This window comes from Pelosinus sp. IPA-1 (assembly GCF_030269905.1).
Taxonomy (GTDB): domain Bacteria; phylum Bacillota; class Negativicutes; order DSM-13327; family DSM-13327; genus Pelosinus.
Map to the genome: position 1 here is coordinate 49,682 of NZ_BSVC01000002.1, position 22,396 is coordinate 72,077.

Consider the following 22,396-nt stretch of genomic DNA (forward strand, 5'->3'; position numbering starts at 1 on the left):
ATGAGTTATTTAAAGAGACGTGAAAGCATTTATAAACCACTGAGGGAGGAGGGCATCTTTACCTGGGATTGGATGTATGAAAAAGAATATGCTCTGGCTTCAATTTACTCCATTTCGCAGAGGTCAAGAGAAGAGTTAGGCTATGCCTCAGAACAATTGGGGAAAATCTTTTCTAAGCTTGTATCAGCTGTTCAAAAGATGGATAATCAGCTTTTTATAGAATTAGGAATTCCTGAATCAATCATTGCTGCAGCTCGAATTTCTTTACCTCCAGAAATGACAACGGTTATTGGAAGATTTGATTTTGCTAAAACAAGCAAAGGGTGGAAAATGCTCGAATTTAATAGTGATACACCTGGAGGTATTGTCGAAGCATATTATGTAAATGGTAAAGTGTGCTCTTATTATGGGCTACAAGATCCCAATTTTGGGTTGGAAGATGAAATTTGTCAAGCTTTTCAACGAATTGCAGAAGAATATGTAGCGTTAGGTTATGATGCCAATAAGATGGTTTTTAGTTCTTTGGATTGGCATTCTGAGGATATTGGAACCACTCACTATCTAATGAATTGCTCAAAATTGAACGCTACTTTTGTTCCTTTAAAAGATCTTCGATTGTATAAGAATAAGCTTTGTGCCTTAATAGAAAGAGAATTAGCCCCAATTGATATTTTATATAGGTTACACCCCTTGGGAGTTCTTAGTATAGAAAAGGATATCGATGGTTTTCCGACAGGTGCTTCTGTTCTTAAACTCGTAGCAGAAGGAAAATTAGCTTTGATCAATCCGCCAGCGGCAATTATAGCACAAACAAAAGCATTACAGGCATTGATATGGAATTTACATGAAATAGGTGAGTTTTTTACCCAAGAGGAACATGAAGTGATAGAGTATTATATGATTCCAACATATTTCGAAAATCGTTTTTCAAAAGAATCATCCTATGTAGTTAAGCCTGTCTTAGGAAGAGAAGGGGGCGGAATTGCATTGTATGCTTCTGATGGAACTGTATTGACCTATGATTCTCAGGGCTCCTTCAAAGAGCAATTGGTGATTTATCAACAAATGGTTGATTTAGAGAATATTGAAATTGAGACATTAGATGGAATGTATGAGGGATATCTTCTATGGGGGTCATTTTTGCTAAACGGTAAAGCTTCGGCAATTAATGCTCGCGTTGGCGGGCGTATTACGGATGATATGTCCTACTTCCTTCCTATTTGTGTAGAGTAATGTAATAAGTGATAAAGGATGATGATAATAGATGAATGCACAGTGGGCAAATATATCGAACTTTTTACTATATTTAGGTGTTTCAATCCCACTCCTTTGGATTGGTATGTATGCCTTTAGTCTTACGACACCTTATAATGACTTTGCGATACTTCGTAAGGGTGGCGACGTAAGCGATTCAGGTCATGTGGATGCTGCCATGGCTACGGCATATGATTTAGGCGGAAAAATGCTAGGTTTAGCAATTGTTCTATCTTCCGCAATTTTTCATTCTGTAAATCTTTTCGATTTAACGCTTTGGGGTATGGTAAGTATTGTTTTTGAAGTGATCGTATTTTGTTTATTTAGGTTGCTTATGCCGATTAAAGTTACAGAAGAAATTCCCAAGGGGAATGTTTCAGTAGGTATCCTTTCTGCTAGTATTAGTGTAGCGAGTGGATTAATGATGGCTGCTTTAATTAGTTACTGAATGTAACTGAGAATGGGCCATATACCTTTAATGAAAAGGTAAAGGAAATGGCTATTTGCCTACTAATGGGTAAATAGCCATTTTTGCGTTTAAAGCTAAATTGGTGTGTATCTTATTTTTTCTTCCAATACATAATCTGATATGCTGAATATAGAGTCTAAAAGTTTTGTTTTAAACATCCCAGTCCCTTGTACGTTATGGGATAATTCGCCGCATATTCCCAGTAAAGCTGTCGCCAAAACCGTTCCTCTAAGGATATTTTTATTTGAGATAAAGGTTGCAGCCAACACATTTAGCATGCAACCCGTTCCTGTTATCATTGAAAGCATTTCACAGCCGTTTCTAATAAGATAGGTTTCAGTAGCGTCTGTTATAATATCAACAGCTCCTGTTGCGACTACAATAGAACCAGTCTTTGAAGAAAGAGTTTTTAGCATGGCAATGCTATTAGCAATCGTATCATCTGTAATAGCATCTTTTTCGCCCACATCAATCCCTTTGGCATCGCTTTTTGCATCACATAGAGCTTTTAATTCTGACATATTTCCTTTAATGACATTTGGGTGACATTCCGATATAAATTTCTTTGTAAAATCAAGGCGAAGGTCACTGCAGGCGACGCCAACAATATCAATAATAGAAGGAATACTTTTTTCAAAGGCGATTTTACCGGAAATCATGATTGATTCCATGCGAGTATCGTTTATATTTCCGAGATTTACGGCTAGTGCTTTGGAAGTAGCTGTGATTTGGCTAACCTCACGAGGATGTTCTGCCATAATCGGTTTTGCACCAATAGCAAGTACAGCATTTGCACAGTCATTGATTGAAATGTGATTCGTTATACAGTGGATCAGCGGTTTTTCTGCCTTTACTTGATGCCTTATTTCTAATAGATCTGTAATATTAAGCATTGGGTTGGTCATAAAATTTCCCTCCCAAGCTTTTCTGAAAATTTGCAAGCATACCTGATTTTTTTAGCGACGTAAGAAAAAAGTATGCAATCGTTCCGCCGATCAGCGTTCCGCAAACAAATAGCGGCACATAAAAGAGCCATGTAAGCCCTGTTTTACCATAGATAAAAGTCATAACCGGGTAAGAAACAATAGCTCCAATTATGCCAGTTCCAATAACCTCTCCTAAAACCGCATAAATCAATTTTCCCTTAGAGATTCTATAAAAAATTCCTGACAGCATAGCCCCAAAAACTGCACCAGTCAGTGCCAAAGGCGGAATTCCCATCACCATCATACGGATTACACCAATCAGTGTTGCACAGAGCAGGGCATACCAGGGGCCAAGCAAAACGGCACATACAATGTTAATAAAATGAGCCATGGGACACATTCCTTCAATGCGAAGAATCGGTGAAATGACTACACCAAGTGCGACCATCATTGATAGAATGACTAGTTTTAAAAGATTGGATTTTCTGTTCATAAAAAATACCTCGCTAACAATATTTATTTTTAAGCAGATTTGCTTAAATCCTGTTGATTGACAGAGTACGTCATACAGGTGGAGCAATATTGTTATTGAGGTATATTTCTCGTATAAACTAAATAGCATCCCCTGTATAACCATGCATCATATCAGGTCGGTCGAAGCTTAAAAGCTTCCTCTCATCTCGAAACACGAGCTCCCTCGCTATTTAATTGTTTTTTTAGGCGCAGGACGCTCCTCCTCCGCCTTTTCGGGAACGAAATCCCGAACATAAACAAAAACAGGGCATACCAATAACGGCATACCCCATTTGTACTATAGCCTTAAATCACTATAGATTAATTTCCTACGTTGGCATTATCCAAATCAGGTAATTGGGTCAAAGTTTAGTTACTTTTTCTCAGCCTGTCATACAAGCTCCCCAGAGTATTTAATTGTGGTTATTGTATCATAAGTGATACAATTTTTCAAATAAGGCTCTTTTTTAGTTTCTCATATCTTCGTATAATATCCTAATGTTGCGCTTAGCGTGTTGGAGATAGCCAGTTGGGGAGCTTTAGTTTGGTATGGTTTGGTTGGTACTCTGGATAATTGGGTCTTATAATGCAATTTTTTGGCTATTCCTATATGTCTTCATAGAAAAAGAACAGACATTACCGGCCTGTTCTTTTTCTATGAAAGGGATTTAGCGTTTCTTTACAGGAAAAAAAATTTGAGTAATATAATCATCTGCAGATTGTGATTCCATTGGTCCTTTTAGATATTGTTCATAAGGAGCTGAGGTAACATCATAACCATTTTCATTTATCCACTCAGTGAGTTTAGCATAACTATTTGGAAGGTTGGAGTAAGCACCTTTACATGTAGCCGTTGCACAAAGTCCTCCTGCCAGTAGTCTAGTATGTTGATTCTGTACCTCAACAGGAAGAGCGACTTCAGTATCATTATTAGCTGGATCAAACTCTTTATCATGATAAATTGACATTGGTGCCCCGGCAAACTGCATTCCGCTTGAATGGGCTAGTTCAAATAGTTTACCAATGTATTTACAATAATCATCAACGCTCATAAGTTGCCTACTGTACAGAATATGCTGAGGTTTGGTTTCAACTAACGTTACTTCAATATCATCAATAAATGACATAATATCAACACCTCTTTCTAAATTTAAAATATCAAACTTTAATTGATTTTCCAGTAGTTTGTAGTGTTCAATTTTTAATTGGATTTCATTTTTCTTGCTTGTTATCTGATTGAGAATATAATGATTATCGTACATGGAAACCATTGCAGCTATTTCTTCAAGGGAAAAATGATATCCTTTTAGTCGGTTAATTAGTAACAGTTGGCGAATTTGGGATACCTCATAAAAACGATAACCAGTGTCTGGATTTATATGGGTTGGTTTGATCAAACCAATTGTGTCATAGTGTCGCAATGTTCTTGTTGTGACACCACAGATTTTAGAGAATTCTCCGATAGAAAGCACTTTACACCTCAATTTTTTTTATTATTGATAGCTATCTCTTGTTTTTTAGTATAGTACTTTACGTTACGTTAAAGTCAATAGTTATTTAGCAGTTTATTGAAAGGTTAAACAACTTTCTAAAGAATACAGTAACTCGAAAAGTCTCTACTGTAAAACTTGAAGGTCTCTTAAAATTGATTTCGTAATCTCTCTGGCCTTTCCGCCGATAGCGCCATCTGAGGCTTGAATATTAGTAGCGAAGAAATATCGATTTCCTTGTTTTTCGACACAGCCGACAAACCAACCTAATATCCATTTATCATCTTGTAATCCCGAACCGGTTTTACCCATTAACCGCACATCGTCATTTTCTAGCAAAGTTATGTTCTTTTTCACAATAGCTACATTTTGGGGGGAAACCGGTAATTGATTCGCATATAGTCTGTGTAATAAATCCACTTGTTCCCGGGCTGAAATCTGCAATGAAGATCTTAACCAAAATGTGGTCAAACCGCCAGAAGTGTTGCGGTTCCCGTATTCTATCTTATCAATAAATGTCTGCATTCTTTCAGTTCCAATTCGTGTGGCAAGTTCTTGAAAGTACCAGACTACGGAATCCCTCGTAGCAGACGCCAAGGTTTGATCATGGTTCCAGCTCGGAAATGTATATTGGGTTCCATTCCATTTAAATAAAGTGTATACGTCTTCTTGATCTAAGACGCCGGTTTCCAATCCAGCGAGTGAATTATAAATTTTAAAGGTGGAACAGGGTGACAATTGTTTTACACTTTGCGGTTCGTTGAAGACTATGTACTGATCATTAGCCTCATCATACATAACAAACGTTCCAGTGGTAAATCCTTCAAAGTACTTTCCAAAGTCTTCTCTTGTCGTTACAGTCGCCGCATTTGCGTTAGTCATTAAGCCTGAATTAACAAGAATAACAGTAAGTAATACTAAAAACCATTTTTTCACTTTAAACATCCTTTCGTTTTGTTATTTTTATTGAATAGGTACCTTAGTTTGCAGCAGCTCTTTTAAAATTTAATGGATTACAATTGTAGTCGATATCTAAATATTACACTTGTAATCATAGAGTGTCAAGCTAGATATTTCTATAAAAAGTGGTTCGAATAGTCAAGCCTTTAAAACTATAAGAAGAGGAGGGGAGTAGACTACATTATAGGAAAAAAGCGTGGGGTTATATTATAAATTACCCCCACGCTTTTTAATCTTTATAAAATATTTTTATCTTTAAGAATCGATAACGTTATATTTTTGGCATTAATTCCTTCAGTTTTCTCTTTTCCTTGAATATTTGTTGCAAAGATATAAGTCTTACCGTTATTTTCTACATACCCTACAAACCACCCGTTGATACTATTACCATTTACGGTTCCGGTACCAGTTTTCCCATATAAAATTACTTTGTCCTGCTCCGAAATTTTGATGATTTTCTTGACGACATCGATGTTTTTTCGAGAAAAAGGCATGTCATAGGTACATAGCTTTTTAAGCATCTCCACCTGTTCTAGAGGGGAGATTTTTAATGAAGATTCAACCCAGAAATCACTAATGTCACCAGAAAGATCATAGTTCCCGTATCTAATTTGTTTTAAATAGTCCTCAATTTGAGTTTTACCCACCATTGAGTCAACCTTCTGGAAGTACCAGTTCACAGAAAATGCAATTGCTGATGCCAGTGTCTGATCTTTGTTCCAACGTTCGAAGGAATACATGGTCCCATCCCACTCCAATGGAGTATTTTCATTCATTAGAACTCCAGTCTCAAGTCCGACTAAAGAACTGACAATCTTATACGTTGAATCTGGAGATATACGCTTCTTGCTATCGTCGTAATTAAAAATTTGATAGTGGTTCTTTTCCATGTCAAGTAATACAAAGGATCCGTCATAACCTTGAAAATAATTGCTCAAATCTTCAGAAGAAATGCTTTGATTTAGCTGCAAACTTCCTGTAGAATCTGCACTAGATGTTTCCTTTGCATTAGTTAAGATAAAACATCCAATCAGTAAAAACAGAAGCATTTTCCAGATAACCCCGCTTACAGTTCCTTTTTTATACGAAGCGATCATGGCCACTCTTTTTCTAATATGGTTTTTACCACTTGCCAACCCGGCTATCGTGTAATCGTAAGCTGAATAGGAGTATCTTTCGAGAAAAGATATAATTGCGGCGCCATAACTTTTGTATTCATCAGGCTTTAGAGTGGAAAGTACATAAGCATCGCAAGCTAATTCTCGATCCTGCCGCATTTGATAAAAGGCATACCAGATTAGTGGGTTAAACCAATGGATAATTTGCAGAAAGGATGTAATCCAATTTATGTAAAGATCTCTGCGTTGTAGGTGGGCTAATTCATGTAACAGAATGAATCGTAACTCAGTTTTGCTTACATTATCTATGGTGCCAGTCGGTAGTATAATATACGGCCTAGTTGCTCCCACGACCATCGGGCTTCGGATTACTGGTGATTCAACTAACACTGGATTGACCTTGATATTTATTGTCTGCTTACATTCCTCAAGCAATTTTAAAACACAGCTATCATTTACTTTGAGGCTGTGTTTTATCATACGTTTCAGCTTAGTGGTAATGCTAATGGTATAAGCGGTTAGGCTTAGTACTCCAATCAACCAGACCAGAAATAAAATTGTATCCCTAGAATTGAGGAAAGTCCTGTTTACCGATAGGGAATAATCTTCACTGATGGTTCCTATTAGCGGCGAATTGTTATTGGCATTACGGTTTGTCTGCTTATTATCTTGGATCTCAAAGTAATTGCCTACTAAGGCCTGATTAAAGACGTTGAAAACGCTTAAGGAGCTTTCAGGTGCATAAGGAATTAATAACTTCAAGATCAGAAAAAACCATACAAGGTACTGCCAACTAGCGCCTAATTTATTCTTAAAGACGAATCGAAGCATCATGATGAATCCTATCAAAATGCTTCCCATAAGTGAAGAATCTAGTAGCCAAGTAATAAAGGAATTCAGTCCCACAAAGAGTCCTCCTTTATTTTGTCTTTTGATCTAAGATACGTTTTAGTTCGGCTATATCTTCTTTTGATAATTCTTGTTCTTCTAAAAAATTGGCAAACATAACGTTAAAGGCGCCAGAGAATACCTTTTCTAAAAAAGACTTGCTTTCTGCTTTTACACATTCATCCTCTGCGACCAGAGGGTAATAAAGGTATGCGCGGCCATCCTTATTAAAAGCAATTGCTTTTTTCTTTACCAATCTCCCAAGTAGTGTTTTAATTGTCTTAGGCTTCCAGGACTTAATACCATCAAATTTGTTAATGACTTCATTAGCAGTAAGTGGTGCAGAGGTCCATAAGATCTTCATGACTTGCCATTCCATGTCGGAGATCTGTGGCAAATTTTTCATTGATTTCACCTCTCAGGATTACAAGTGTAGTTTTATAATTATATTAACTTTTTCTTATTGCGCTGTCAAAATAATATTTATCAACAACCTGCAAATTTTATAATTTGGCAGGATGCCTGTCTTAGTATAGGGAATATGTCAAATGCTACATCTTGATCTATTCCCTTGAAAAGATGAACCTTTATCTTTATTAAGAATTGGAGGTTGCTCAATGAATTTGTTAACTTTAACTAAGGAAAATTTAGCACAAGAACATATTTGCTGTGCCATTGCAGATAAAAAAAACGCAGTAGGTATAGCAAGAAAAAAAGAGTGGCTTACCAATCGATTTCAGGATGGATTGGTTTTCCGGAAAGCTGATGTTCGGGGCAAGGTATTTATTGAATATTTACCTGCTGAAAATGCCTGGTGCCCCATTGATGCGGATGGGTATATGTTCATCAATTGTTTTTGGGTAGCAGGACGTTATCAGCACCAAGGATATGGCGCTGAACTATTGAATTCGTGTTTACTTGATTCGGCAGGAAAAAAAGGGATTGTTATTATTTCAAGTGCAAAAAAGAGGCCATATCTTTCAGACAAGGCTTATCTATTGAAAAAGGGGTTTGAAGTCGCCGATACATCTGCTCCCTACTTCGAGTTATTAGTCAAGCGGCTACAAAATGACCCTATAATGCCTAAGTTTAAAGATACCGTAAATAGTTCAGCCTTTAATCATAATCTAGGGTTAACCGTGCAGTACACCGACCAATGTCCTTTCGTTGATTACTATGTTCAAAGAGAACTGGATATGATCGGTGAGGAATTTGATATTCCTATACACCGCATTAAGCTGGAAAGTAGGGAACAGGCTCAGAAATCCTCGGCTGTGTTTACAACCTATAGTGCTTTTTATAATGGTAAATTTTTGACTCACGAAATACTTTCCAAAGTAAAGTTTAGTAAGTTGTGGGAAAAAATAAAAAATGTCTAATTTTATCATTAGATAAACAGTATTACGAATTAAGAGGTGTGAGGTTTATGAGTGGGTATTTTAAAATTGCTGTTGTAGAAAATGAGTTTGAGGCACAGTTACTTCAGTCTATTTTGGATGAACAAGGTATAGTGTATTACTTAAAGTCGTACTATGATATTGCTTATGATGGTTTATTCCAAAAAACGAAAGGATGGGGATCCGTCTATGCGCCGGAAAATTATAAAGAAGTAATCTTAGAGATTATTGCAGGAATTAGAAATCAATCATTCTCTGAGACTAGTACGAATAAAGGATGATAAATTAATGAATAAAATGGTAGATGTCACAGGCAGAAAGGGGGGGATGCTTTTGAGCCTTTAGGCTAAACTCACAGAGCATGATAAAAACTGTTTTAAAAGAGAAGTTTCATTTATGAACCGCTAATTTAGCGGTTTTTTTTGTGGAATCAGAAAGTATAACACTTTCTTGATTCCAAGTAAGAACGACTAAGGCTTCTGCCTGTGTCCGAGGACTTGGCACAAGCCAAGTCTTTTCTTATACAGACAATGCAGACTCTCCTAGGAGAAGGGGATTGCAAAAATAGCATGTTTTGTAGCTTATGATTGTTATCCACATAGTTATCAACAAGTTATAACCATTTGTTGATAACTAAATTCTTATAATAATTAGTAAAAGATGATTTTTAGAACGTTAGCAAGTTATTCACAGAATTGTTGAAGGGATTCATTATGGATCCTATAGAAAAGATGTGCGTATATATAGTAAAATAGCCCGGGAGTTTTCTCAGAAAGAAAACTTCCGGGCATCTTCAAGGATGATTTATTTTAAAAAACTAATTTAAGAAGTAGGCTGATCTTTTTTTTGTCCCATGTTCAGGATAATATTTAAAATTACGGCCGTTAGTGCACCTGTTACAATTCCATTCTCAAAAAACATTTTTAGTAATGGTGGAAATTTAACAAAGAGATTAGGAACGACAGTTACTCCTAAACCTAGAGCAACAGAGCAAGCGATAATCAGTAAATTTTCATTGCTGGAGAAATCAACCTTGCTGAGCATTTTAATTCCCGAGGCGACAACGATTCCAAACATAGCAATCATTGCTCCACCTAATACAGAAGTTGGAATAATCATAGCTAACGCCGCAAATTTAGGAATGAGTCCTAAGAAGATTAACATGAAACCAGCAACAATCGTTATATTGCTAGTCTTTGAATGAGAAAGTTGTACAAGACCGACATTCTGGGAAAAGGTTGTATAAGGGAAAGAGTTAAAAATACCACCTAGGATTACGGCAATGCCTTCGGCTCGATACCCACGAGTTAAATCGGTTTCCCTTATATTTTCTCCACAAATTTCACCTAGTGCCATGAAAACTCCCGTTGATTCAATCATACTGACAATAGCAACAACAATCATAGTAAGAACTGCACTTGCCTCAAAAGTGGGCATTCCAAAATAAAAAGGAGTCACCATATTAAACCAGGATGCCTGGGAAACACTGCTGAAAGAAACGTTACCCATTAAGGCGGAAGCAATCGTTCCAGCCACTAAGCCTAGCAAAACGGAGATGGAGCGGATAAATCCTGTAGTAAAACGATTTAATAATATAATAAATAATAGCACGCCAAAGGCTAGAGCAAAATTAGCTAAGGAACCAAAGTCTGGACTGCCCATACCGCCAGCCATATTATTAATAGCTACTGGGACCAATGTGATACCAATAATCGTAACGACTGAACCTGTCACAACAGGTGGGAAGAAACGAATCAGTTTTGAAAAATAATTTGCGATGAGTACTACGAAAAGACCGGAGCATATAATAGATCCATACATTGCTGTCATGCCATACTGGCTTCCAATACTAATCATTGGAAAAACTGCTGTGAAAGTACATCCAAGTACAACCGGCAAGCCAATCCCACAGAATGGATTTTTCCATGCTTGAAGTAAAGTAGCCAATCCAGAAGTTAATAAATCAGCGGCAATAATATAACCCATTTGTTCAAAGTTTAATTTAAGCGCGCCACCAACAATAAGGGGGACGATAATCGCACCAGCGTACATTGCAAGCACATGCTGAGTGCCAAGCAGACATGTTTTGCCCATGGAGTTTTTCATAAATAGACCTCCTATTAATAATGATTATAAAAAATTAACTTGTCCATTTGAGAACGAACCGATTCGAGCTAAAGATTCTACACGATATCCAGCTTGCATTAATTTTTGAGCACCGGGCTGGAAAGCTTTTTCTATCACAATGCCGATGCCGATTACCTTTGCATTTGCCTGCTCAACAATCGTCGCTAAGCCAGTGGCAGCTTCCCCGTTGGCTAAAAAATCATCGATAATAAGCACTTTATCGTCCTCTTGAAGAAAGTTCTTGGAGACAATAATGTCATTGCTTTCGCGTTTAGTAAAAGAATAGACTTTGGTACAGTATAAGGCCTCATTAGAAACCACCGACTTTTTCTTTCTGGCAAATACGACTGGTACATTAAGGAACAAGCCTGTCATTATGGATACTGCGATGCCGGAGGATTCAATAGTCAATATTTTCGTAATCGATTCCCCTTGAAAACGGTTAGCGAATTCCTCTCCCATTTTTAGCATAAGTTGGGGGTCCATCTGCTGGTTTAAAAAGGAGTCAACTTTGAGTAATGAGTCATTTAAAACTTGGCCGTCTGACTGAATTCTTTTTTTTAATAAATCCATAAAGCCTCCTTCGTTTTTTCGTTTATAGGAAAAAATAAAAAAAGCCCTGACAGGGAACCTCGCTTTCTAGAAAATGAGCGAAAATTCCCCGTCAAGGCTTTTATCCCTGCGGGTGTAGTGTATTACTACTTGTACCACCTTGGTCATGACTCCACTAAAATTACCAATAAACAAGTTTAAAGTAAATTCTAATGGTGTAGAACCCTAGATACACTTTCACTCGTAGACAGGCAATTTACGGCTGCCGGTAGAAACTTCTGGGCCATATCCCCAAAATTATACGAGACTATTAACATGAGGTTTATTTTAGCAGTCTCAAATAGCATTGTCAATAAGGATAGAAGCTTATTTTGTCGAACAAAGAATACTGAACGGAAATCAAATATATAACGAGGAACAGCTTCTAAATAACTAATCTTGCAGGAATTTGTATTTAAATAGTAAATAGAATAGAAAATGGATTTTAGTAACGTATTATTGGGATGGGTGAATTGATGGAGATTAAAAGGATAGATGCGCAGCGAACATGGAAATTAAGGCAAAAAGTCATGTGGCCGGATAAGGATATTGACTATATAAAATTAAAAGATGATCATAAGGGAATTCACTATGGATTGTATATAGAAAATGAACTTGTTTCTGTTATTTCACTATTTTTTAACGATAAAGAGGCTCAAATTCGAAAGTTTGCTACGGATACCAAAAGGCAGAAAGGGGGATATGGAACGAAGTTATTGCAATATGTGATAACGGAGGCTGTAAATCTAGGTATCGAGCGTATATGGTGTCATGCCAGAACAGAAAAGATATCGTTCTATAAGAAATTTGGCATGAATGAAGAAGGGAGAATCTTTGATCGTGATGGTAAGAGTTATATAACAATGAGTTTGGTTACAAACCGAAGGGGATATTTGCGCTATGTTCACATATGTGGCTCGAGGTTGATAAGGATAAAGTAAGTAAATATAGTAGAAATATAAGACTTGTTTTCTAAAGCCGTAAACTCATCTAAGACGAGGGTTTACGGCTTTGCTTTTTAAGCGATGCTAGAGGCTTTTATATTTATACGCTCAGCGTATGCTTAATGCATTATTTACACAAACTATTTTCTGGAGGTGTATTATGAATCCTAATGAACTGTTTCATCAACTTCAACTTCAAATTTGGAATATAACATGGAATCGCTATATTACGCAGGAGCTTTTTTCATCTCGGTGGTGGGGAACGCTTATCTTTTTATTTATCTTATATGTTATCTGGCTAAAATTATTGGATAAAGCTAGAACCTTTGAAATTGTTCTTTTTGGTTCCTTCGTAGCTGTGCAGGCAGTTTTTATAGATATCGCAGGTTATTCTATGGGACTTTGGCAACACAACATACGGTTATTGCCAATTGTTCCAGGAGTTTTTCCCATAGACTTTACAGTCGTTCCTATTCTTCTCATGTTTGCCCAGCAATATGGCTCTTCCTGGTCAAAATATCTTATATGGTCGGCATTAGGATCCATCTTATTTAGTTTTGGTATATCACCAGCATTTCAGTTTTTTGATATAAAAGCTTACTATAACTGGAGCTTTAGTTATTTTTTCTTTCTTATGATGATTGTGTCTGTTACATCTAGATTAACTATTCAATTAGTAGAAAAAACTGTCCAAGAAAACTCGACTAATTTTTCATCCTCTAAAAATTTTACCCCTATTCCCCAACCAGCAGCTAAACGGCTGCCTGAAGAAGGTAATAAAGATGATAGGGAAAACTAAAATATCACTCCTGCAAAGAAGCCTAGCCTTGCAGGAGTTTTGTATTTTAAAGGTAAATAGAATAGGAACATTGTGTTTTTTAGGAAGAACTTGTAATTGTCAATAGCGGTACACGAAAACTGGGAATGATTCGAGAGAACTGTTCGCGAGAATTATATAGAAATGACATCATTAAATTTATTAAGGCGGTGTTTTATGAGAAATATTCATTGTAGTCAGATATGGATAATGACCTTGGTAGTATTAGTGTTTTTGGCATTAACACCAACTGCGTTTGCTCAATCAGTAGAAGTCTTTGCAGAAGGTGTTTATCAAATGGGAGATAATGACACACCATCAATAGCTGAGGACAGAGCTTTGCTAAAGGCCAAAAGAAATGCCATCGAACAGGCTGGAACGTATATTGCAAGCTTTACCAGTGTTGAAAATTTTCAAGTAACAGATGACAAATTAGTTGCCTTATCTGCCGGAGCTATTAAAGTAAACATTTTAGATACCAAACGGACACAGATAGGCAATGGTATGGAGATAAAAGTTAAAATTAAGGCGCTTGTAGATACCGAACTGTTAGATACATTTATCAAGAAACTTGGTGCTCAAAAGAACACTACAGTTGCGGCGCGTGGCTCCCAGCCTGCACTGCCAGCTGTAGATGCAGGGAAAATAAAATTTAATGGACTATACCAAGCTGTTTCCTATCATGGTCAGGGTCATTATTATTACTATTATTATAGGTTTTTTCCTGATGGGACAGTAAGTAGTTACTTTAGTTCGCTAGATGATCGTTTGCCAGATGTGTATAAATCGCTGGCATTAGCACCGTCAGGCAAAGGAAAATATTCAGTACAAAATGGAGAAGTCACATTCTCGTTAACTTTTCCTAAAGGTAATATTGATTACAAGGGGACGATGGTAGAAGATAATTTGCGGTTGGTTTTTCATAGTTACATAATTAACACTGATGGCGGTTACGACTGCAAATTCATTGAAATGAATTAAATGGGGATTGAGTAGAAGCGCACCTGTAATTCGTGATATTCTCCATAATTACCAAAATTAGTAGCAGGGATTAATTAGTAATACTCGAATATGCAATATGTAACTTAAAAAGGTAAATGAGGAGATGAAACTATGAGGAAAATTATTTGTTCTTTAATGGCAATTGCTTTTTTACTGTTACCCATGACACCTGCGTTCGCCGAAATAAATCTTTCGAATCCAACACCAAAAGATGTTTGTGTTGTCATTGTAGGAGATGCAGCCGTTAAGACTCCGGACTTTTTTAAATATGTAGACGAGACATTCAATACCGAAGGGAAAAATAAAAAAGTGATTTCCGGTACAGAAATACAGAGTATGTATCAAACGTATTGGCTTGACAAAGGCTATTTAGAGGAGCAGAAACTAACTAAACAAGATTTAAATGATTTCGTCAAATATAGTGGCTATAACAAAGTTTTGTTTTTGATTGTAAATAGTCCCGTTGTGGAAAAGACAAAGCAAGGACGCGGTGGTTGGGGTGGATGGGTTCAGGCAGAGCGGACAAGAGCCTCTATTAGCGTGAAAACGTTTTTAGCCAATGATTCATCAATAATAAAAGCGGCGGATGTAACTAAGGAAGATGACTCAGATACAAGTGAATTACGAGCCAAACGCGGAGCCTTTGAAAAATGCGTGAAAGAAATTCAAAGTACTATTGGTTCATTAATTTAAGAAAGATAGTAAGAATAAGAAGAGCTGACGAAAAAACATATAATCTCAAATTCCTGCAAAGCAGCTTAGCCTTGCAGGAATTTTGCATTCTTATGGTAATAAAATAGGCCCTAGTAGGATCTTATTTTTAAAATTGAGATGATGAATAAAATGAGAATCTAGGTATTGACGTTGCTAATTGATCAGTATATTATGAATGCCGTGTGAACAAATAATTTAAAATCATGTACATATGAATGATAGGAGTAATACTATGAGTAGAGAAAAAATGCTAAATCGAGAAAAAATTGTTTCTACTATTAAAGAATTCTGTTCGGTAAATTATAAAGAATTTACTGTATCAGATCTGATTCATAAAGGGGGATACCGAAATAGAGTAGAAATAGAAGCTGATGGTTCCCACTTTTATGTAGATTTTCATTTTAGGGAAAATGGAAGCACCTCGATTGATATATCGAGTGGCCACCACATGGATAAAAAGAAGCAAATTAAGGATGCTATACTAGGCGATCCCACATGCTTGATAGAAGACAGCAAAAAGAAAGTGACCAACGAATGAGATAAGAGACATTTTTTTTAGAGAAGCTATATTATTAGTAACAAGTCGTATTCCAAGTAGTGAATGGTTTGGACAATGACAAACTCTTGTAAGGCACTCAGCCTTGCAGGAGTTTTGTATTTTAATGGCAAATAGGATAGAAAACGATCTGATCATAAACCAGATCGCTTTTTTACGTTATAAATTTTCTTTGTTGCTGCATTCAGTAACTTACTGAAAAAGGTAGAGCTGATTTCGAGTCATTTTGTCCAGCCTATGAATTAACAAAAAATGGATAATTTTTAAAATAACTCTTGAGAAAAAGAAAAAGAAGTGTTATCTTTATAGTAAAGAAAATACTTTTAATAAGCATTAAGGAAAGTGCTAGGGGGGGATTGTATGCTTCCAATCGTGAACAATGCGATTAGAGTTAAGCAGGTTAATGTAGAGCTTGTCAAAACTGCTTTGAAGGCTTTAACAATTGGAACAAAATTAACTATAGCGAATGCTACAGGGTTAAGTGTAGCAACTTGTGGTAACATTTTAAATGAACTATCAGAACGTGGAGAGGCTATAGAAGCTGATTTAGAGCAATCTAATGGTGGACGTCCGGCACGGCGTTTTATGTATAATGCAAATTATTCTTATATTGCTTGTATCTATGTGAGTAATGATGGCGGAGTCTATAAAACTACTCATGTAGTTACAAATTTAACAGGTGAGATTATTGAGAAAAATGCGGCTGGAGTAGAAATCATCAATTTTGAAGTCATAGATAATCTAATTGAAAAGCTGATTTATAATTATGAGAATATCAAGGCTATCGGCATTGGTATACCAGGGATTATCCATAGAGGCATAATCGGTGCCGTTGATATTGAAGAACTAGCAGATTTGCCATTGGCTACTCGGTTAAAAGATAAATATAACCTGAAAGTTATAGTTGAGAATGATGTGAACCTCATTGCATACGGCTTCTATAAAAAGCAGAATTATGATGACGATAAAACGATTGCAGTTGTAAATTTTCCTAAGGATAATGGCTCTGGCGCAGGTATAATTGTAGAGGGGCATATTATTAGAGGCAATACTAACTTTGCAGGCGAAGTGTCCTATTTGCCGTTTGATAAGTCACGAGAGGAACAAATAAAACAGACAAATAGTGCAGTTGTTTGTTTTCCTTTAATGGCAAAAACAATTGGATCAATCATAGCAGTTATTAATCCTGAAACAATCGTAATAACAGGAGGCCTAATCCGATCGAATATGCAGGAGGATTTCTCTGTTGCATGCGGAAAAACAATACCCCCTGAGCATATGCCACAGATAATTATACAAGAGGATATGCAGGAAGATTATATAAATGGCTTGGTTTCTATTACATTAGAGAGCCTGAATTGTGATATTCAACTGATAGAAAGAAGAATGTAAAGGAATTGTAACGGTATGAGACTTAGGTATTTTAATTCAGATAATAGGTAGGTAGTTAGATGGATAAAAGGAATGAAATCATTTCAGGTCAACATATGTTGAATAAAAACAAGTCCAAATTACAGTCATCTTTAGAACAAATTTCTACACGGGTAGCATTTTTTATTGCTGGGTTTGGGATCTCAGCGTGGGCACCTCTTGTACCTTATGCGAAGGAGCGTCTTAGTATTGATGAAGGTGTATTGGGACTTCTTTTGCTGTGTCTGGGTACAGGGTCTATTATTACCATGCCCCTAGCTGGTGCACTTGCAGCACGTTTTGGTTGCCGTCTAGTTATTTGGGCTGCTAGTTTACTTATATGCGTTTCTTTACCATTGCTTGCCACATCTACAAGCGTTCCAGCACTCATCTTTGCACTGCTGATTTTCGGTGCAGCTATAGGTACGGTGGATGTGGTAGTCAATATTCAGGCCGTCATTGTTGAGAAGGCCAGTGGTAGAACAATGATGTCTGGGTTCCACGGGTTATGGAGTGTTGGAGGCTTCGTTGGGGCAGGTGTCGTTAGCGGTTTTCTCGAGGCGGGCGTATCACCACTGGTCGCAGTGCTAAATGTAATAATCGTGATTGTAGGGCTTTTATTAGCTTTCGGAAAGCACTTGCTTCCCTATGGGAGTGAAGAAAAGAGCGCAACCTTGTTTGTGCTTCCTAAAGGAGTTGTTCTTTTCATTGGATTTTTATGCTTCATTGTTTTTCTTGCGGAAGGATCGATGCTAGACTGGAGCGCCGTATTTTTGACTTCGCAAAGAGGGGTTGATTTTTCTCATGCAGGACTTGGTTACTCCTTATTTTCAGTTGCGATGACGGTAGGTAGGTTAAGTGGTGATCGTGTTGTTCAGGCATTTGGCGGAAAAAACATACTTATCTTCGGGGGGATATGCGCGGCTTCAGGGGTTATCGTTGCTATATTTATTCCAAATTGGATTGCCTCTCTCGTTGGCTTTGGACTAGTCGGGTTGGGTGCTTCCAATATTGTGCCGGTACTGTATTCCGTACTAGGACGACAAAAAGTCATGCCAGCAAACTTGGCAGTTTCAGCTGTCACTACCCTTGGATATTCAGGCATTCTGGCGGGGCCAGCACTCATAGGTTTGGTAGCTCATACAACGAGCCTCTCCTTCGCCTTTTTGGGTGTTGCCGCAATGCTCTTAATAGTGGCAGCCAGTTCGCGTGTCGCAATTGAGTAATCATAGAAGTAGTTTGAAGAATTCCTCGTGGATAGATTGAGGTCGGATCATAATAAATGGAGGTACTGTACTGTGAAAATAGAACATGTAGCTTTGTGGACAAGTAATTTAGAAAATATGAAAAAATTTTATGAAGAGCTTTTTGATGGAAAAGTAGGCAGTAAATATGTAAATCCTAAGACACATTTTGAGTCTTATTTTATCGCCTTTGAATCTGGCGCAAAACTTGAAATAATGAAAAAACCATCACTTTTAATGGGGAATAGTGATAGTGATGGACAAAATCCTGGCTATGCACATATTGCTTTTTCAGTGGGAAGCAAAGAGAAAGTGGATAGAGTGACAGAACAGTTGCGGAATAAAGGCTTCCAAGTTGTTAGTGAACCACGGACAACAGGTGATGGTTGTTATGAAAGCTGTATATTAGACCCGGATGGGAATCGGGTAGAAATTACCGAGTAATATTGAGTATAAGAAAGGCCATGTTATCAAAGATAACATGGCCTTTTATAGTGCGTTGACGTTATAAATGTTATCAACCGTTAACCAAGGGGAAGGAGGAAATGTTTATTATATAATATTATAACAAAATGGTAAAAAATAGAAGGAGTTATCAGAATGTAAAGAGAAACCTAATTATAGGTTATTTAATAATTATAATTAGGAGGTTTCAATATGAACCGTCAAGTAATACTTTCTGACAATCGGTTGGTGGGTACGGGATGGCTACCGCCATTACCTGATTTGCGGGATTATACAGAGATTCATCCTAAGATTGAGACAGTAATACAAAAGTTAAAACAATCGGATAGTTCTGTGCTGCCAACTAAGATGGACTTAAGACAATGGTGTTCTAAAATACAAGACCAAGGAAAATTAGGTTCATGTACTGCCCATGCAGCTGCGGGAATCATTGAATATTTTGAGCGTAGATCTTTTTCCAAAGAAATCGGCGCTTCTCGCCTTTTTATTTATAAAAATGCACGTAATTTAAGAAAAGTAACAGGTGATCAAGGTGCCTATTTACGGGATACTATGGCTGCACTAGTAACCTGTGGTGTACCAGCGGAAAGTTACTGGGAATATACTGATAAAGATCCGGATTTTGATAGGGAACCGTCCTCGTTTATATATGCAGTAGCAGATAATTATGAGGCATTGCAATATTTTTGCCATGATTCGTTAGGCATGAATCAACCATCTGCTGAAGTATTAAATAGCGTAAAAAAATACCTTGTAGCTGGTATTCCAGCGATGTTTGGTTTTTATGGATTTTCCTCATTTACACAGTCGGATATTCCCGGTGGAATTCCTTATCCAGGTTTGGGTGAACAGGCACAGTGGGGACACGCAATTGTTGCAGTAGGTTATGATGATACTAAAAAAATCAAAAATACAAAATATAATCAAGAAACGACTGGAGCTTTACTTATACGTAATTCTTGGGGAATGAATTGGGGTGATCAAGGTTACGGTTGGCTTCCATATGATTATGTTTTGAATAAACTTGCAAGTGATTTTTGGTCTCTTCTAAGCATGGAGTGGATTGACACCGATCAATTTGGTATTTAAAGAAGACTTGACCATAAGTCATATATAACAAAAAACTCCTGCAAACAAACAGCAGGAGTTTTTCCTATATTTTTAATAATTAAATTTATTTTGGGTCAATATAATTACTGAGCTTTTAATTCACTAGGGATTTTCTTTGCAAGTAAATGTATAATAAAAATCAAAGAGCAGGAGCAACGCCGAGAAAGATATAATCTTAGTATTTAATTTATGGAGGTTAGAGTCTTGCAACGAATAGGAATAGTACTCGTATTAGTATTATCGCTTCTTTTGCATTTTGTTAATTTGGGACAAGAAGGGATGGCCAATCTTTATTATGCTGCAGGGGTCAAAAGCATGATGATGAGTTGGCATAATTTTTTCTTTGTTTCTTTTGACCCAGGTGGATTTATTACTATCGATAAACCACCTCTTGGATTTTGGCTACAGACGCTGAGTGCGAAAATTTTTGGGTTTCATGGATGGAGTATAATCCTTCCGCAAGCATTGGGCGGCGTAATATCTGTATATTTAATCTATGTTCTTGTCAAGCGATACCATGGAGAAGGAGCGGGCCTAATAGCGGCAATTGTATTAGCTCTTACGCCAATTTTTGTTGCTGCAAGTCGCAATAATACGATTGATGTACTGTTGGTTATGACACTATTATTCGCAGTGCTCGTTTTTTTAAAAGCGGCTGAAGAATTGAGTTTTAAAAAATTATTACTCGCTTTTTTTCTGATTGGGGTTGGTTTTAATATAAAAAGTCTTGAAGCATTTATGATTTTGCCAACTTTCTATATTACATATTTACTTGCCCCAAATAGGAGATTTAAAACGAAAGTGTTCCACCTTCTGACTGCTACATTAATTTTGATAGCTAGTTCCTTGCTATGGTTTGTGGCAGTGGATCGTATTCCTCCGGAGGATCGCCCTTATGTTGGTAGTAGCGAAACCAACTCGGAGCTTGAACTTGCAACTGGGTATAATGGTCTTGGACATTTTCTAGGATATGGAATTAAGATACCAGGAAGACAAGGGCAGACACGCAATCCAGTCAGCCCACGGTCACAAGATAGTTCGCCTTCAGGAGTTAATGTGCCCAACATAACGCCTGCTTCTGGTTCCGGATTTTCCGCAGGTAATGCGAGGCAGCTAGGTGGTGAAACCGGCTTACCCGGTCCGTTCAGACTTTTTAATCATCAATTGGGTGGCCAGATCAGCTGGTTATTACCATTCGCGCTAATGGGGATAGTCATTGCACTCTACCAATTTCGACGACAAGCATTATCAGAAAAAAGTAGAATAAAACTGCTCTTTTGGGGCTGTTGGCTTATACCCGAAATGATCTTCTTCAGTATTGCCCAAGGAGCACATCGATATTATTTGGTTATGATGGCACCTGCGATTGCTGCTTTAGTCGGTATTAGTTATATAACGCTGGTGGATTGGTCAGCAAGTGAAGGAAAAAGACGTTATCTTTTACCAGTTACATTGATTATGACTATCGGAGTTCAAGTAGCGATTATTGCGGGATATAATGAATGGCGTTCCTGGATGCTGCCATTGGTTATAGGAGCAGGATTTTTGACGATTTTACTATGGGGCTGGCAGGACAGAAGAGGTGGGGAACACCAAAACAAGTATCATCACACGTTTGTTATTGCTGGAGTTGTTAGCTTGTTAATTGCGCCATTTGCCTGGTCTCTCACACCAGTTTTATATGGTTCAGGAAATGCTGCTTTTCCCTATGCAGGCCCCGATCTAAATACTCAGTTGAGTCAATCGAATGTACCGGGAAACATGCTCAATTTATCAGGCAGATTTACCGTTGACACGGGTAAGTTAGAGAATTTCCTTGCTTCACATAGAAGAGGAGAAAAATATGTTGTGGCTGTGCCGAATGCGCATATTGCATCACCAATCATACTTGATATGGGGCAACCCATAATCACTTACGGTGGATTTATGGGTTCAGAAAAGATATTGAATGCGGAAAAATTAGAAGAGCTGGTTGCTAGTGGACAGGTTCGTTATATTTTAATAGGTTCAACAAATGGTCAGCAACCAGACATTGAAGCGTGGGTAAGTGCCCATGGTATGCTTGTACCGGATGTAGAATGGCAGACAAAGCCGGAGGAACATGAAAATATTGCACAGTATGGGGGGCAAAATTCAATGCAAAGGATGCCCATGCGGCTATACGAGTGTCATATTTAAAACTGATAAACGTGTAATGGATTTTGATTTTTGGGTAGCCGCATATCAGGACTATATTACTGAGTAACAGTTCATATTCTAGGTGGGTGAATAAATCTTCTAACAGCTCCTGCAAAGCACAGTGTCCTTTGCAGGAGTTTTGTATTTTAATGGTAAATAAAAGGAATAAGAATACCTTATTTCAAGTAGTTTAATGTTATAGATTGGTAAAATGATAAGAAAA

General features: G+C 37.3%; 22 protein-coding genes and 2 riboswitches. Of the genes, 14 read left to right on the forward strand and 8 right to left on the reverse strand.

Annotated elements, in window-relative coordinates; translation table 11 throughout:
* Positions 1-1,233 (forward strand): glutathionylspermidine synthase family protein, encoded by a 1,233-nt coding sequence (locus QSJ81_RS03910; protein ID WP_285716109.1) that lies wholly within the window; start codon positions 1-3, stop codon positions 1,231-1,233.
* A 31-nt stretch (positions 1,234-1,264) separates the two neighbouring features.
* Positions 1,265-1,702, forward strand: a complete 438-nt coding sequence (locus QSJ81_RS03915; RefSeq protein WP_285716110.1) for a DUF350 domain-containing protein — start codon at positions 1,265-1,267, stop codon at positions 1,700-1,702.
* Between the two features lie 95 nt (positions 1,703-1,797).
* Here QSJ81_RS03915 and thiM read toward each other — a convergent pair whose 3' ends face one another.
* The 6 genes from thiM to QSJ81_RS03945 form a co-directional block, all read right to left on the reverse strand.
* Complete coding sequence (gene thiM, locus QSJ81_RS03920; RefSeq protein WP_285716111.1) at positions 1,798-2,628, reverse strand: hydroxyethylthiazole kinase; 831 nt, start codon at positions 2,626-2,628, stop codon at positions 1,798-1,800.
* Complete coding sequence (thiW, locus tag QSJ81_RS03925; protein WP_285716112.1) at positions 2,609-3,142, reverse strand: energy coupling factor transporter S component ThiW; 534 nt, start codon at positions 3,140-3,142, stop codon at positions 2,609-2,611. The genes thiM and thiW overlap by 20 nt, the downstream gene beginning before the upstream one ends.
* Before the next feature lie 330 nt (positions 3,143-3,472).
* Positions 3,473-3,579, reverse strand: a riboswitch (TPP riboswitch).
* A gap of 251 nt (positions 3,580-3,830) precedes the next feature.
* Entirely contained in the window at positions 3,831-4,634 is an 804-nt protein-coding gene (locus tag QSJ81_RS03930; RefSeq protein ID WP_285716113.1) for a MerR family transcriptional regulator, read from the reverse strand.
* Positions 4,635-4,778: 144 nt separating this feature from the next.
* On the reverse strand, positions 4,779-5,597 hold the full coding sequence (locus QSJ81_RS03935; RefSeq protein WP_285716114.1) for a penicillin-binding transpeptidase domain-containing protein: 819 nt from the start codon (positions 5,595-5,597) through the stop codon (positions 4,779-4,781).
* Between the two features lie 251 nt (positions 5,598-5,848).
* Entirely contained in the window at positions 5,849-7,636 is a 1,788-nt protein-coding gene (locus QSJ81_RS03940; protein ID WP_285716115.1) for a BlaR1 family beta-lactam sensor/signal transducer, read from the reverse strand.
* 13 nt (positions 7,637-7,649) lie between these two features.
* Positions 7,650-8,024 (reverse strand): BlaI/MecI/CopY family transcriptional regulator, encoded by a 375-nt coding sequence (locus tag QSJ81_RS03945; RefSeq protein ID WP_038673164.1) that lies wholly within the window; start codon positions 8,022-8,024, stop codon positions 7,650-7,652.
* A gap of 211 nt (positions 8,025-8,235) precedes the next feature.
* Between QSJ81_RS03945 and QSJ81_RS03950 the strand changes: the two genes are divergently transcribed.
* The gene (locus QSJ81_RS03950; protein WP_285716116.1) at positions 8,236-8,997 is read left to right on the forward strand and encodes a YoaP domain-containing protein; all 762 of its coding nucleotides are present in this window, start codon (positions 8,236-8,238) and stop codon (positions 8,995-8,997) included.
* Positions 8,998-9,044: 47 nt separating this feature from the next.
* Positions 9,045-9,296 (forward strand): hypothetical protein, encoded by a 252-nt coding sequence (locus QSJ81_RS03955; RefSeq protein WP_285716117.1) that lies wholly within the window; start codon positions 9,045-9,047, stop codon positions 9,294-9,296.
* 541 nt (positions 9,297-9,837) lie between these two features.
* On the opposite strand, the gene QSJ81_RS03960 is transcribed toward QSJ81_RS03955, so the two are convergent.
* Positions 9,838-11,121 (reverse strand): nucleobase:cation symporter-2 family protein, encoded by a 1,284-nt coding sequence (locus QSJ81_RS03960; RefSeq protein ID WP_285716118.1) that lies wholly within the window; start codon positions 11,119-11,121, stop codon positions 9,838-9,840.
* A 24-nt stretch (positions 11,122-11,145) separates the two neighbouring features.
* A complete protein-coding gene (locus QSJ81_RS03965; protein WP_285716119.1) occupies positions 11,146-11,715 on the reverse strand; it encodes a xanthine phosphoribosyltransferase in 570 nt (189 codons plus the stop codon).
* A 203-nt stretch (positions 11,716-11,918) separates the two neighbouring features.
* Positions 11,919-12,019: riboswitch (purine riboswitch) on the reverse strand.
* 190 nt (positions 12,020-12,209) lie between these two features.
* Between QSJ81_RS03965 and QSJ81_RS03970 the strand changes: the two genes are divergently transcribed.
* From QSJ81_RS03970 to QSJ81_RS04015, 10 genes are all read left to right on the forward strand, one after another.
* Positions 12,210-12,674, forward strand: coding sequence for a GNAT family N-acetyltransferase (locus QSJ81_RS03970; protein ID WP_285716120.1), 465 nt, complete (start codon positions 12,210-12,212; stop codon positions 12,672-12,674).
* Between the two features lie 163 nt (positions 12,675-12,837).
* The gene (locus QSJ81_RS03975; RefSeq protein ID WP_285716121.1) at positions 12,838-13,476 is read left to right on the forward strand and encodes a CBO0543 family protein; all 639 of its coding nucleotides are present in this window, start codon (positions 12,838-12,840) and stop codon (positions 13,474-13,476) included.
* A 195-nt stretch (positions 13,477-13,671) separates the two neighbouring features.
* The gene (locus tag QSJ81_RS03980; RefSeq protein WP_285716122.1) at positions 13,672-14,475 is read left to right on the forward strand and encodes a hypothetical protein; all 804 of its coding nucleotides are present in this window, start codon (positions 13,672-13,674) and stop codon (positions 14,473-14,475) included.
* 132 nt (positions 14,476-14,607) lie between these two features.
* Positions 14,608-15,189, forward strand: coding sequence for a hypothetical protein (locus tag QSJ81_RS03985; protein ID WP_285716123.1), 582 nt, complete (start codon positions 14,608-14,610; stop codon positions 15,187-15,189).
* A gap of 253 nt (positions 15,190-15,442) precedes the next feature.
* On the forward strand, positions 15,443-15,748 hold the full coding sequence (locus QSJ81_RS03990) for a hypothetical protein (RefSeq protein ID WP_285716124.1): 306 nt from the start codon (positions 15,443-15,445) through the stop codon (positions 15,746-15,748).
* 378 nt (positions 15,749-16,126) lie between these two features.
* Entirely contained in the window at positions 16,127-17,158 is a 1,032-nt protein-coding gene (locus QSJ81_RS03995; protein WP_285716125.1) for an ROK family protein, read from the forward strand.
* A gap of 59 nt (positions 17,159-17,217) precedes the next feature.
* Complete coding sequence (locus QSJ81_RS04000) at positions 17,218-18,402, forward strand: MFS transporter (protein WP_285716126.1); 1,185 nt, start codon at positions 17,218-17,220, stop codon at positions 18,400-18,402.
* A 72-nt stretch (positions 18,403-18,474) separates the two neighbouring features.
* On the forward strand, positions 18,475-18,864 hold the full coding sequence (locus QSJ81_RS04005; RefSeq protein WP_285716127.1) for a VOC family protein: 390 nt from the start codon (positions 18,475-18,477) through the stop codon (positions 18,862-18,864).
* Positions 18,865-19,077: 213 nt separating this feature from the next.
* Positions 19,078-19,974, forward strand: a complete 897-nt coding sequence (locus QSJ81_RS04010; protein ID WP_285716128.1) for a C1 family peptidase — start codon at positions 19,078-19,080, stop codon at positions 19,972-19,974.
* 225 nt (positions 19,975-20,199) lie between these two features.
* A complete protein-coding gene (locus tag QSJ81_RS04015) occupies positions 20,200-22,173 on the forward strand; it encodes a glycosyltransferase family 39 protein (RefSeq protein WP_285716129.1) in 1,974 nt (657 codons plus the stop codon).
* Positions 22,174-22,396: the final 223 nt, after the last annotated feature.